Source organism: Desulfovibrio sp. 7SRBS1, from assembly GCF_049723905.1.
Classification (GTDB): Bacteria; Desulfobacterota; Desulfovibrionia; order Desulfovibrionales; family Desulfovibrionaceae.
Map to the genome: position 1 here is coordinate 1,427,764 of NZ_JBJKFD010000001.1, position 13,426 is coordinate 1,441,189.

Sequence of the window (13,426 nt, forward strand, 5' to 3'; positions counted from 1 at the left end):
TCCAGCCTCAGTTTATCATGATAATGCCGCCGCTCTTCATCCTGGACCCGGCCACAACCATGTAAGATCCGGTATTCGTCACGCCAGTGCCGCCGTTCTCCATGCTGCTCCCGGCTGTTTTCAAAGCGTTACCGGCCGATTTAACGGAGTTGGCGGCACTCTTCACCTTGGTAAGGGACGTTTTGATATCATCGGTGTGCACCAATGTTTCCTGGGTACTGGCAGAAACCCTGGCCAGCCGCTGTTCCAGGTCGTTCGCCTTGGCCGAAAGTTCGTCCGCAATGGACTGCATTTTGTTTCCGGCTATTTCCGTGGCCTGGGCCTGTACTTGCTGCAAGGCAAGGCCAACGTCCTGGCTGGTTGTGGACACGTCCGTCTGTGCGGCTGCAACCTTGTTTCCCCAGCCCTGTAGAAATGTTTTCTTGAGGCCGCCCTTAAAGTCGTCCCCCTTGTACGCCTGGTTGAATATCGTCATGGACATCTTGCTCAAAATAATGCTCGAACTCACCCCCAAGGTGGTGGAATGATCCCAGCTTAAAGAAAGCGAATTGACCATGCCACCGTAGGCCTTGTTGGTCATGCCCATTGTAAGGCTGAAGCTCAGCCCGCCGACCTTGACGCTGTAATCCCCGAGGGCGGTTTCCCCTGAATTTCCGGCAGTCCCCCAGAAATACCCGTCCGGTTTGTTGCCTTTAGGCGTTATGACCCACTTCCCGGCCTTTTTCAGCGCATCGCCTACATCCTTTGCTGCATTGTCAAGCCTTTCAATAATATCCGGAATATCCAACGACGGATCATTGGGCGTACCAAACGGATCATTGGCCGTACCGAGGCGTACCCAGGTATTGGCGTTCGGGGTTTGCAGCAGGATGCGTTCGCCATCCTTCTTGTCCTCGAAGGTCATGTGGTTCTGTCCCGCGGTTTTTATGGTCGCCTTGGTCTGGTTGGCGGATGTGATGGGACTGGGCGTTTCCGGGTTTGCCACGGCTGCGGCAATAATTGGGTAGTCCGGGTTGCCTTCCATAAAGGAGACAAGTGTTTCCGTGCCCTTGTGCAACGGGCAGGACATGCCAAAGCCTTCGCCCTGGTAGGGCTGGGCCATGCGCAGCTGGTGCGAGGCCTTGCCGCCGGGACGGTCGCTTTCGTCGAACGGCATACGCACGGTATAGCGTCCCTGCTCGTCAAGCTCCGCATACTCTCCATTGCCGGAAGCATCGATGTGCGCCGGGGCCACCCCGCTGTAGACCGGACGCCTCGATTCGCAACGCGGCCTGTACTGCACGTCAGCCGGGATGCACTCGAACCTGTTGCGGTACTGGCTTTGCGCCTCCCCATTGGAGAGCACGTCGCGCAGGCCGGAAACCATGTACCCAGCCTGGGAACCGGAATGTTCCACCCGCACGGCCAGATACTGGCGATTGAAATCGTCCCGGTAGTGATCCTTGAGCGTGAAAAGATACCCAGTGCGCACCGAGGCAATGGAGCTTTCGGCCTGGAACCGCTGCCTGCGGGAAGCGTATTCCTCGGCCCGTATGGCTGCCAGCCGCTTGCTCTCCTTGGTATTCCTGGCACATTGCCCGTACAGGTTGACCTCGCCGCGTCCCTTGTCGCTGATGTCCGCCTCGCCCTTTATGTCGAGCGAAGGCGTCTTGTAGTTGAAATCCCTTGTCTGCAATTTTTTGGGCACAAGGGTCTGCACGCAATTGAAGGAACGGACCGTCTGGTCCATGCTCCAGGCGTCCAGGCCGGAAGGTGGGGAATACTTGAGCGTTTCACCGTGTTCCGCCGGAGCATGGGTGGATTTGGAATCTGTAATGACCAGCTTGTCGCCCTGCTGCGTCTGCTCGAAAAAGTAATACAGTCCCCAATGCTCCATCCACCTGCTGACGAAATTCAGGTGGCTTTCCCCGTACTGGCAGACATAATCGTACGGGTCGTAGGATTCGTTGAGCCGGATGTCGAAATCGTTCTTTTGCAACCCGCCGTCGCGCAAAACCGAGTCAAGGATGTCCTCCAGGCTTTTATCGAGAAAAATCTGGTCATTGCGCGTGTAGTGAAGCCACCAGAACCGGGGCATGAGCCGCGCCCGGTAAAATACGTAGTCGGAGACTTCGCGCAGCAGTTCAAACGAGGCCAGCACGCCGTGGAAAGGATAGCTTTGCTCCCCTGCCTTGATGGTCAACGTGGCGGGATTGGCAAGCACTTCCTCCATGTCGATTTCGCGGCGGGAGGATACCAGATTGATTTCAAAATCATAACACCACGACAGTCCCTCAACGCCCTTGAACGACACCACGGCGAATGAATCACCCGGCCCCCCCCTGGAAACGAAGGTGAACTGAGGCGCTTTGTCAAAAAAAGCCATTACAGTCTCCATAGAGTCCCCCGCCATTACGGTGCAGGATCAAATATACATGGTCTCCCCGGCATTGGATATATCCGCCCCCGCGCTTTTCAGGGCCGCTCCGCCGGTTTTGCTTTCCGAAGCACTGCTCAGCATGATGGCTCCGGCATTCATCATCTCCGCGCCAGCCGTTTTGATTTCATTGGCCGCGTTTTCAATTTCGCTGGCAATGGTGTCTGCGGTCACCCCATCCACCTTCACCCGGTTGGCCTCGGCTTCCAATTTCTGCACCTTGGCCTCCAGCGCGGCCAGTTTGGCCTTGGCCTTGTTGGCCAGGGCATCCACCTTGCTACCAACGGCCTTTTCCACCGTTCCCACGGCCTGGGTGTTGGCACCGTTGGCCTGGGTGCGGTTACCGCGAATTTTGTTGTAAATACCATGTATGGCCGATCCAGCCCCAAACGTCACAGTGTTCAAACAACCCACAACCCAGCCCTCCCCATCGTACGACTTGGACCACAAGGTCGCGGAGACCGAGTTGAACGTAAAGCTGGCCTTTTTTGCCGTAAGCAACAGGGAAAGACTGAACGGCGTGGTAAGCGAAAGCTTTGCGCCCACAAAAACAGAGTTGGACATGCCAACAAAAACAGAGTTGGATATGCCGCCAATGAGAATGGAATAATCCCCAAGCACAAACGACTCAGAATGTCCGCCGGTTCCCCACATAAACCCTTTTTTCGGATCATCACCATCAGCCATTTTTGTTCTCCATTGCCTTGGCCTGCTCCTGAGCGGCCTTCATGTGTTCGTCCAAACCGTCGAAGCCCGGTATTTCGGGCGGCTTGCCCCCGGCCGGATCACCCATTGTAAAGTATGTTCCGGCGTTTGGCGTAGTGGCAAAAATCTGCTCCTTGCCCGCCTTGTCCTCCATGCGCAACATGTTTTGCCCACCGGTGCGAAGCATGGACTGGCTGGAGTTGGCCGACGTGACCGGACTGAACTTTTCCGGGTTGGGCGCGGCAGAGGCGATTATAGGCCGGTCCGGGTCGCCTTCCACAAACGTTAGCATTATCTCCGTCCCCTTGTGCAGCGGGCAGTGCATTCCATAGTTGGTTCCCTGGTAGGGCTGCATCATCCGCATCCAGGCAGAGGCCTTACCCTCACCGCGTCCACTTTCGTCAAAGGGAAGCTTGATCTTGTAGCGGCCCCACTCGTCGAGCTGGGCGTACTGGCCCGTTCCCGAGGCATCAATCTTGGCACTGAGAAACCCTTGGATGGCCGGTTTACGGCTGGTAAGGCGCGACCGATACTGAACGGACGAGTCCACAGCCTCGAACGAATTGCGGTAGTCCATTTCCTGCTCGCGTTTGGAAAGCACGCTGCGCAGACCGGAAATGAGATACCCCACCTGATGGCCCTCGTGCTGGGCACGGATGACCATGTAGGACGTGTTGAAGTCGTCACGGTAGTGGTCTTTGAGGGAAAAGATGTATCCGGTACGGACATAGGGCACGGAGCCGCGCCCCAGATAACGCATCTGGCGGCAACGATGGGCCTGGGCACGGACCTCGGCCAGACGCTGGCTTTCCTTTTTGGTACGGGCATGCTGGCCGTAAAGGTAGACCTCACCCTGCCCATCGGAAACCACATCCACCTCTGCCGTAAGATCCAGCGAGGGTGTCCGGTAATTGTAGTCCTTGGACGTGAGCTTTGCAGGCACCTGGCTGACGCGCGCCTTGAAGTCCACAAGGACCTCGTCCACGGCGCTCCAAGTGAGGCCGGAGGGAGGCGCGTATTTCAGGTCCTTCCCCTGGGCCATGTTGCCGTGCACATGGCGGTTGTCCGTCACCATGAGCTTGTCAAAGCCCTGATCCTGCTCAAAGTAGTAGTACAGCCCCTGATGCTGGAGCCAGCGGGAAAAGAAATTCAGATGACTCTCCCCGTACTGGCAGACATATTCGTACGGATCGCCATAGTCCTCCACCAAGGAGAAGCCGTAATCCGCGCCGGAGAATCCCGCATCGTCCAGCAGGGCCGAAAGCAGTTCCTCAAGCGACTTGTTCAGGAAAATCTGATTGTGCCGGGTGTAATGCAGCCACCACAGCCGGGGCATGAGGCGCGCACGGTAAAAGGCGTATCCGCCCACATAGTGGCGCTGCTCAAAACGGGACACCAGACCGTGAAAAGGAACATCGCCCCCCTGCCCGTCCCGCTTGATGGTGAAGCAGGCAGGTGAGGAAACAATCTCCTCCAAATCCAGATCACGCTGATCGGAGACGAGTTCGATTTCAAAGTCGTAACACCAGGATAATCCCTCGGAGCCCTGAAAATGGACGACGGTAAACGTGTCGTCGGGAAAGGCCGAACTGGTGAAGGTAAACTTAGGCGGACGGTCTGTGAAGGCTGCCATACACGCTCCCCAAGGTGTCACTCGTCGCCACAGGTCGCCAGGCGACCAGCGGCATCAATTACATATTGCAACGATAGGCACAGTTTCCTTTACAAAACCAACCGTACGAAAGCATCGCGAACATATCAAAATTTGGGGGGTGTTCACAGAAGAAAACTATCCCCCACCAATTCGCGGCAGAAAAACGCCGCAAAATAAAAGAATTGGGGGGATGTCAAAGAGGCAGAAAGAATATACACGAGAAGAGTGGAACAAGTCCATGCTTTTTCAGGAGAAATAGCAAAGAGATAAGGACAGTGGCTGCAATAGCCGTACATACGCGGCGAGAACCGGGGCTGAATTCCGCAATCGTACTTCCGCCATTTTCACGACTGCTTATACATTTCATCTTTTAGCTTGGTTATACTTCCCCCCGCGCCTGCATAAATTTCGTGGCCGGACAGGCAAAAAAAGGTGTTTCGGTACGCGGATAGTAAAGCTACTTTTCTGACAACTTTATCTGGCCTATGAATATCCCCCGCTTTCCCCGGCTGTGTAAGTTTTGTTTCCAGCCAGGCGAAAAGGGGCATTGAGGACCGAGGATAGGAGTAATACCTCCATCCCGGTCCTCAATGCCCCTTTTCAACGCCGCTGGGGACAAAAATCGCGCAGCCGTAAACCTAACCTACTCTATGCCTGCCGCTTTTCGATCCGGCACCGCATAAAGTTCTTCTCCATGACAGTCATTGATAACCAACAGGGGAAAATCCTCCACAGTCAGCTTGCGCAGGGCTTCCGGTCCAAGATCATCAAAAGCAATGACCTCGGCTTCCTTGATGCACTGGGAAAGCAACGCGCCCGCGCCACCTGTTGCACCAAAATAGGCCGCCGTGTGGTCCTTGAGCGCCTGCTTCACACCCGCATCACGCTTGCCCTTGCCGATGGTGCCTTTGAGCCCCAGGGAATGCAGACGCGGAGCAAAGGAGTCCATGCGGTAGCTGGTAGTGGGCCCGGCGGAGCCGATGGGCCGTCCGGCAGGCGCAGGGCTGGGCCCCACGTAATAGATGAGCGCCCCCTTGATGTTGAAGGGCAGCTCTTTGCCTTCGTCCAGCAGTGCGAAAAGGCGCTTATGCCCGGCATCGCGGGAAGTGTAGATGGTCCCGGACAGCTTGACCACATCCCCGGCCTGCAATTGTTCAATGTCCGCATCGGTAAGCGGTGTGGTGAGTTTGTATTCGGCCATCAGAGGATAACCTCCTTGTGCCGTGACGAATGGCATTGAATATTGACCGCCAGAGGCAGGCTGGCAATATGGCAGGGTTCCATGGCGATTTTGACGTCCAAACAGGTGGTCTTTCCGCCCAAGCCCATGGGGCCGATGCCCAGCTTGTTGATGTCTTCCAGCAGGGCCTTTTCCTTTTCTTCCAAACGCGGATCAGGGTTGATGTCACCGATTTCACGCATCAGGGCCTTTTTGGACAGGATGGCGGAGCGCTCGAACGTGCCGCCAATGCCTATCCCCACAATAACGGGCGGACATGGGTTGGGACCGGATTCTGCCACGCGATCAATGACAAACTTGCGCACGCCTTCCCAGCCCTGGGCCGGAGCCAGCATGGTGACGCGGGACATGTTTTCCGCGCCCCCGCCTTTGGCCATCATGCTGATTTTGAGGCTGTCGCCCTGCACGATATCCAGATGGATGACGGCTGGCGTATTATCGCCCAGATTGGCACGGGTAAGCGGATCGCACGAGGACTTGCGCAAATAGCCTTCTTCGTAGCCCTTGCGCACACCGTCGTTGATGGCCTGGGGCAACGTTATTCCGTCGATCTTGACCTCGTCGCCGAGTTCCACAAAAAAAACGGCCAGTCCGGTGTCCTGGCACAGAGGCAGTCCCGAGTCTGCGGCCAGCTGGCAGTTTTCCTCAAGCTGGCGGAAGATTTCCCTGGCGGCCGGGGAATCCTCCGCTGCCGCACAGTCCCTGAACCGCTGCCGTACGTCTTCGGGCAGGTAGCGGTTGGCATCCATGCACAGTTTGGCCACCGCGTCGATGACCTTCTGCGCTTCGATAAGGCGCATGATATCTCCTTGTTATTGCTTCGCTATTTTCTTTTACGGCGAAAAATCTGCTCAGAAAAAATCTGTTTCACAGCGGTGATGCCCATTTTACGGCGCAGAAAGCCAAGCTGATTCTGGAGCGGAAGGTTCTTTGGACAGACGTCCTCGCAGGCCAGCAGGCCCATACAGCCGAAAATTCCTTCATCGTTGCCGATAACCTCAAAATAGTCGGCATTGGTCCGCTCGTCACGCGGGTCCACCAAAAACCGGGCAATGCGGTTGAGGGCGGCCGCGCCCATGAAGTCTCCCCGCAACCGGGCCGTACCGCAGGCGCTCACACAGCAGCCGCATTCGATGCAGCGCTCCAGCTCGTAAATATCCTCGGCCACGGCATTGTCCATGCGCTCCTCAATGGCCGCAGGATCGAACCGTTTGGAGGTGTGCACCCAGGACTCGGTCTTGTCGTACATCTCCCGGAACCAAACGCCCGTATCCACGGAAAGATCGCCCACCAGCTTGAAAACCGGCAGCGGAAGCAGCGTGATGTCGTCGGAAAGGTCCTTGGTTTTGGTCTTGCAGGCCAAACCGGGACGTCCGTTGATGACCATGGCGCAGGCACCGCATATGGCGGCCCGGCAGCAGAAATCAAATTGCAGGCTGGGGTCCTGCTCCTCGCGGATGCGATTGAGCGCAATAAACAGGGTCATGTTCTCGGTCTCGTCCAGTACGAACGGCTGCACATGCGGAAAGGATTTGTCGTCCTCGGGATTGTAGCGGAATACGTTTATCTTCAGCAGTCTGCCCATTGTGGTCTGTCCTTATGCGTGGAGCGTGGTGCGTGCTTTTACGCGTTACTCGGGCTTGGTCTTGATGGATGTGGAAGCGGCAGGAATGATTTTACCGCCGCCATATCCACGTTCTCCCGGAGGCATCTCATAGTAGGGAGTGGGAGCTTCGTACTTGAGCTTGGGCATGCCCGCGCCCTCCGGCCAATAGGCCAGGGTACGCTTGAGCCATTTCTTGTCGTTGCGTTCGGGGTAGTCTTCACGCGTGTGGCTGCCCCGGCTTTCCGTGCGGGCCAGCGCCGCCACGGCAATGTTCAATGCCAGACGGACCTGCCCCTTTATCTTGAGGGCGTCGGCCAGTTCCGGGTTGGCTCCGGCACCTGTGGAGCGCAGCCCCACCCTTTCGGCCCGGTCGTACACTTCCTGGAGCGTGCGCACGCAGGTTTCCAAATCCTTGCCGTTGCGGAAGACGAAGCAGCCTTCCATAAGTGCTTCCTGCATGGCCGTGCGCACCTTGTACACGTTCTCGGAACCGTTCGCGCCTTTAACAAGGGCGTCGATGCGTTCCTGCTGTTTTTTTCCGGCATCACGTACCAGGGACGACTTGAAAACAACGTCGTGCCCTTTAAGAAACTCTGCTATTTTCGCGCCCACTATGCCACCCGCCACGACTGTTTCGGCCAGGGAATTGCCGCCCAGACGGTTGAAGCCGTGCATGTCCCAGCAGGCGGCCTCGCCCGCCGAAAACAGTCCCTTAAGCCCGTACGCGGCACCGTCCTTGTTGGTACGGATGCCCGCCATGGTATAGTGCTGGGTGGGGCGCACCGGAATAAGCTGGGTGTGCGGGTCGATCCCCAAAAAGTTGTGGCATATCTCGTCCACCTCGCGCAGCTTGGTGGAGATGTGCTTGTTGCCCAGATGGCGGATGTCCAGCCAGAGGTGCTCGCCGTATGCGCCCACCACGCCCTTGCCCGCGCGCATGTGTTCGGTCATGCGCCGCGAGACAACGTCGCGCGAGGCCAGCTCGGCCTTTTCCGGCTCGTAGATCTGCATGAATCGTTCTTCGTTCACGTCCAGCAGGGTTCCGCCGTCGCCCCGGCACCCTTCGGTCACCAGAATATCCGTGGGAACAATGCCCGTGGGGTGAAACTGGATGGCTTCGGGATTGCCGATAGGTACCAACCCCGTATCCTGGGCAATGATATGCCCCCCGCCCTGGCAGATGACAGCATTGGTGGTGGCCTTGTAGATGCGTCCGAACCCGCCGGTACAGAGGGCCGTGGCCCGGGCAAGATAGGCTTCCAACCGCCCTGTACGCAAAGAACGTACAATAGCCCCAAGGCAGACATCTCCGTCATGGATAAGGGAAATGGCCTCGCAACGGTCGCGCACGTCAATGCCGAGCTGGGCGCAACGGTTGTCCATGGTGCACATGACCGCATGGCCCGTACCATCCGAGGTATAACAGGTACGCCACTTGGCCGTGCCGCCAAAGGACCGGGCCGTGATCAGCCCTTCCTTTTCCGGCTCCTCGTACTTTTCGAACTTTTCCCCGCCCTTGAAATAAAAGGACTTGCCCGGAACAACGCGGTTCCAGGGCACTCCCCAATGGGCCAGCCGCCGCATTTCTATGGGAGCGGTGTCTGCAAACAGACGGGCGACTTCCTGGTCACACCCCCAGTCCGATCCTTTGACCGTGTCTGCAAAGTGAGTGTCTGGACAGTCGTCCTTGCCTTTGGCGCAATTGCCGAGTGCGGCCTGCATGCCCCCCTGTGCGGCCGACGAATGGGAACGGCGGGCGGGCACGATGGACAGCACCGTGGCGTTGAATCCGGCCCCGGCCACCTCGGCGGCGATACGTTCGCCAGCCAGACCGGCCCCTATGACCAGGAGATCGGAATAGAAGGTCTGCATGATGTGGTCCCTTTTATGCGGTCAAGGTCAGGAAGCGAAGGAGCGTGATGATTCCGATGACGATAAAAATGCCGAACAGGATATTCTCGGCCTTGTGTGCGCCTTCCCTGTTTGCACTTTTAATAAAGCCCCACTTCACCCCTATGCGGTAAAAGCCGATGGAGACGTGCAGTTCGACCATGGGCAGAAGGATGAGATAGAAAACGAACCAGAAGCCCCCCTGGATGCGGGCGGCTGATTTTGCGGCAGTGATGGGCAGGTCTGTCAGCACGACCCACATGTGAATGGCGCCCATGATAAGAATCACCATGGCGGTCACCACCTGGACGATCCACAGCCAGGTATCGCGGTGGCGGAGCATCCTGGCATGGGCCAGGGCAATCTTCTGGCTGTCTGCGCGAAAGGGAATCTTGCGCGCGGCCAGAAAAAAATGAAAAAGGAAACACAGGAAAATAAGCGGTCCGCCCACCTGCGCCATGTAGGTCCGCTCGAAAAAACCGGCAATGGCGTTCATCACTCCGGAACCGACCACAACCGACGAGACCAGAATCATGTGGCACCACATGAAAAGTATGAGTGCCGCGCCCGTAAGCATCTGAAGCCAATCGTAAAACGCATCGCGCTTGCTTGGAAGCACGACATGCATGGTTGAATCTACAGACATCCGTCCCCTCCGATGAAAAATGAGGAAAACAAAAACGGCTTTTGGCAAAGACATACTCTCTGCAAAAAAACCTTTTCCGCACCCCGATTCCCCCGCGAATCAACATTCGGCAAGGATTCCGAGGTTGTGAAATTCTGCGGTGTTACGCCCCCTTTGTCAATCGCTTGTCTTCGCAGGAAGGAATGGCTAAACATGGCGTGATTTCTCACTTATGAAAAGTCCGTCAATACTGCGCCAAGGAGAAGAGATGCGCTACATATACAACGTGGAAACCCGCCCCAGTTTCAACCTGGCTGCAGAGGAATGGCTTCTGCACAATACGGATCAGGACGTTTTCATGCTGTGGCGCAACGCTCCGGCAGTCATCGTGGGCCGCAACCAAAATACAGCTGCCGAGATAGACGAGGAGTACGTCCGCACCAACAATATTTCCGTCATCCGGCGTATGACCGGTGGCGGGGCCGTATTCCACGATCTGGGCAATGTGAACTTCACCTTTCTGCACCTGGGCAACACCAACAAGGGCATCGACTTTCACCGTTTTACCGAGCCGGTCCTGGGCGCCCTGCAAGGCATGGGCGTGCCCTGCGCCTTTGACGGACGCAACGACCTGGTCATTGAAGGCAAAAAGTTTTCCGGCAATGCCCAGCTTATAGAAAACGACCGTATTCTCCATCACGGCACCCTGCTTTTTGCCGCCCAGATGACGGACATGTCCTCTGCACTGCGGGTCAACCCGGTAAAATACAGCGACAAGGCCGTAAAGAGCATACGCAAGCGCGTTACCAATATTTCGTCGCATCTGCCCAAAGCCGACCCGTCCGGGGACGTTATGGATGTTACGGAGTTCATCCGGCGGATGATACAGGCGGTCTCCGGCAGCCGGGACGTGGAAGCCCTGGATCTGCTGCCCGAGGAAAAGGAAGCCATCCGGGATCTGGAAAAAATGAAGTACGCAACCTGGGAATGGAATTACGGTCAATCGCCCACGTACGGCTTTACACGGAGCACCCGCACCAAGGGCGGCACCGTGGAAGCCCACTTGAACGTATCCAGGGGAATCATTCAGGAAGCGCGCATATACGGCGATTTTTTCGGCGAACGCCCCATTGACGATCTGGCAGCGCTGCTGCATGGCTGCCCGCACGAACGGGAAGCGCTGCTGCGCATTCTGGACGGGGTGAATGTGGGCCAGTACGTGCTGGGCGTGGACGCGCCAACCCTGGTGGAATGTCTTTTCTGAAAAATATGCAGTCAGTCCCCGCACCGGGAACCACAAGGTGCGGGGACTGACGCCCGCCCACGATCACACGTCGTCTATACGGTGTTCAGCACCAGGGACAGGGCCTTGAACCGAAACTCCACCCGGTCCCCTATTTTCAATTCCATATCTGTGGCGCTCTGTGCGGAAATGAGTGCGCAGACCTTGATTCCCGTGGGGCTTTCCCCGGAAATTTCGGCAATCACCCCGTCGTCCTTGATGAGCATTATATCGGCTTCCACCACATTGCGCGTACTGCCCGGTCCACCTCCCAACCGGAACACGTTGACGTGCGGCGCCTTGATGGTGGCTGCCACGGGTGTACCCGGATGCAGGTCAAGGTTGTGCAGACTCTGCGTGGTAATGATGGCACAGAACGGTGTACCGTCGGCAGTCTCCATCAGTACTTCGCTCATCACCATTTCTTCGTGCGTTTCCGTAACATGGCCCATGAACGTATTTCGCGCACTGGTCCGCCGCCCCAGATTATCGGTGGCCTGACGCCGCACAATGGAAAGGGCGTCGCCATCCGTAAATTCCTGGAAGACGCTTGTCAGATCGGTGGAAGCCTGCCCCAGGGCAACACGTGCCACAGGCAGGGGCACACCGCTGCGCAGCATCTCCACGGCCCGGCTGTTCCGCAGCACACGCGGGGTAACGTATTCCTTGGGCAGTCCGCAGGCTTTTGCCCGCTCGTAAAAAACACGCCGCACATAGCCGGGGTCGAAGTGGAAAAAACTCCCCCGGACCTGTGAAGCCATGGGACTTTCCAACTGCTTTTCCAGTTCCAGGGCCACCTCGCGCGGCAAAGGAACCTGCCGGGTCTGCCCGTTATGTTCCAGGTGGACCAACGCCTGTTTGAAGTCGAAGGCCGTACAGTCGTCCAGCTTCAGCACCTCGCCCAACCGTGCGCCACTGTAGCGCAAAACAATATACAGCATCCGCATGCGCTCGCGCGAACGTTGGCTGTCCGCCCGCTTCGCCCTGTCACGCCATGCAGTAAACTCATCCAAAAGCAGATCCATCTGGTCGGCATCCAGATGACGGATATCCGCAGGCACAGCGAAAACCTCGCTGGGGTGTATCCGTTTTCTATCGGGGAATTGTTTCATTCACAGTCCTCTGTCACGCTTTCTCCTATTCTCGTGACCGGATTGAGAAATAATCCGGAACAACGCATAGGTTGCTGTAATTGGTATAGTCAAATTCACCCGGACGCAATCCGTTTGCACCCGCCCACGCTTAAGGAGACACCCCATGAAACACCGCTCTACATTTCTTGCGCTGGTTCTTGCGGCTTTGCTGCTTGTGCCCGCCACCTCAAAGGCTGCCGATCTGCTGATAGCCCAGGCCGCCAACTTCATGCCCGCCATGAAGGAAATCATCCCCGCATTCCAAAAAGCCACCGGCCTTGAAGTCCAGGCCAGCTATTCCTCCACCGGCAAACTCTACGGTCAGATCATCAACGACGCTCCGTTCGATGTCTTCCTGGCTGCCGACGAACGCCGCCCGGCCAAGCTGTTTGCCGACGGACAGAGCGAAAAGCCTTTCGTATACGCCAGGGGACAGATTGTTCTTTGGTCCCTGGACAAGAACAACTGCAAGAAAGATTGGAAAGGCGTACTCCTTTCGCCCTCCGTCAAAAAGATCGCCATAGCCAATACCGAAACAGCTCCCTACGGAACCGCGGCCATGAAGGCCATGCAAAAGGCAAATGTCTGGGAGGACGTGCAGTCCAAGCTCGCCTACGGCCAGTCCATTGCCCAGGTCTTTCACTTTGCCGTTACCGGCAGTGCCGACGTAGGCTTTTGCGCCTACTCCTCCGTCTTCACCGACGAGGGCAAAAAAGGCTGTTTCACGGTCATCGACAACGCGCCCCTGGTTATCCAGTCGGCCTGTGTGCTTAAAAAGGCTCCCCATCCCGACGCTGCCGCCAAGTTCGTAAAGTTCCTGTCCACTCCCGAAGTGCAGGCCATCAAGAACAAGTACGGCTACAAATAGAAACCGT

At 57.0% G+C, this 13,426-nt stretch carries 11 protein-coding genes; 2 read left to right on the top strand and 9 right to left on the bottom strand.

All coding sequences use genetic code 11. The features are described from left to right. Nucleotides 1-7: 7 nt before the first annotated feature. The 8 genes from ACI0FJ_RS06740 to ACI0FJ_RS06775 form a co-directional block, all read right to left on the bottom strand. Nucleotides 8-2,365 carry a type VI secretion system Vgr family protein gene (locus tag ACI0FJ_RS06740; protein WP_424300789.1) on the bottom strand — a complete coding sequence of 786 codons (2,358 nt, stop codon included), beginning with the start codon at nucleotides 2,363-2,365 and terminating at the stop codon, nucleotides 8-10. 39 nt (nucleotides 2,366-2,404) lie between these two features. After that, on the bottom strand, nucleotides 2,405-3,103 hold the full coding sequence (locus ACI0FJ_RS06745; RefSeq protein WP_424300792.1) for a hypothetical protein: 699 nt from the start codon (nucleotides 3,101-3,103) through the stop codon (nucleotides 2,405-2,407). Next, nucleotides 3,096-4,754 (bottom strand): type VI secretion system Vgr family protein, encoded by a 1,659-nt coding sequence (locus ACI0FJ_RS06750; protein ID WP_424300795.1) that lies wholly within the window; start codon nucleotides 4,752-4,754, stop codon nucleotides 3,096-3,098. Before ACI0FJ_RS06750 ends, ACI0FJ_RS06745 begins: the two co-directional genes overlap by 8 nt. A 664-nt stretch (nucleotides 4,755-5,418) precedes the next feature. Then, entirely contained in the window at nucleotides 5,419-5,976 is a 558-nt protein-coding gene (locus tag ACI0FJ_RS06755; RefSeq protein ID WP_424300798.1) for a Fe-S-containing hydro-lyase, read from the bottom strand. After that, nucleotides 5,976-6,815: a fumarate hydratase gene (locus tag ACI0FJ_RS06760; RefSeq protein ID WP_424300801.1), complete on the bottom strand. Its 840-nt coding sequence runs from the start codon at nucleotides 6,813-6,815 to the stop codon at nucleotides 5,976-5,978. The genes ACI0FJ_RS06755 and ACI0FJ_RS06760 overlap by 1 nt, the downstream gene beginning before the upstream one ends. Before the next feature lie 23 nt (nucleotides 6,816-6,838). Further along, the gene (locus ACI0FJ_RS06765) at nucleotides 6,839-7,600 is read right to left on the bottom strand and encodes a fumarate reductase iron-sulfur subunit (RefSeq protein WP_424300804.1); all 762 of its coding nucleotides are present in this window, start codon (nucleotides 7,598-7,600) and stop codon (nucleotides 6,839-6,841) included. 45 nt (nucleotides 7,601-7,645) lie between these two features. Continuing rightward, nucleotides 7,646-9,493, bottom strand: coding sequence for a fumarate reductase flavoprotein subunit (locus tag ACI0FJ_RS06770; RefSeq protein WP_424300807.1), 1,848 nt, complete (start codon nucleotides 9,491-9,493; stop codon nucleotides 7,646-7,648). A gap of 13 nt (nucleotides 9,494-9,506) precedes the next feature. Beyond that, nucleotides 9,507-10,157: a succinate dehydrogenase/fumarate reductase cytochrome b subunit gene (locus ACI0FJ_RS06775; RefSeq protein ID WP_424300810.1), complete on the bottom strand. Its 651-nt coding sequence runs from the start codon at nucleotides 10,155-10,157 to the stop codon at nucleotides 9,507-9,509. Between the two features lie 247 nt (nucleotides 10,158-10,404). On the opposite strand from ACI0FJ_RS06775, the gene ACI0FJ_RS06780 reads away from it, so the two are divergent. Next, nucleotides 10,405-11,400, top strand: a complete 996-nt coding sequence (locus tag ACI0FJ_RS06780; protein WP_424300812.1) for a lipoate--protein ligase — start codon at nucleotides 10,405-10,407, stop codon at nucleotides 11,398-11,400. Nucleotides 11,401-11,474: 74 nt separating this feature from the next. On the opposite strand, the gene ACI0FJ_RS06785 is transcribed toward ACI0FJ_RS06780, so the two are convergent. Beyond that, the gene (locus ACI0FJ_RS06785) at nucleotides 11,475-12,530 is read right to left on the bottom strand and encodes a TOBE domain-containing protein (protein ID WP_424300815.1); all 1,056 of its coding nucleotides are present in this window, start codon (nucleotides 12,528-12,530) and stop codon (nucleotides 11,475-11,477) included. A gap of 145 nt (nucleotides 12,531-12,675) precedes the next feature. Here ACI0FJ_RS06785 and modA point away from each other — a divergent pair, with 145 nt between their 5' ends. Next, nucleotides 12,676-13,419, top strand: a complete 744-nt coding sequence (gene modA, locus ACI0FJ_RS06790; protein ID WP_424300818.1) for a molybdate ABC transporter substrate-binding protein — start codon at nucleotides 12,676-12,678, stop codon at nucleotides 13,417-13,419. Nucleotides 13,420-13,426: the final 7 nt, after the last annotated feature.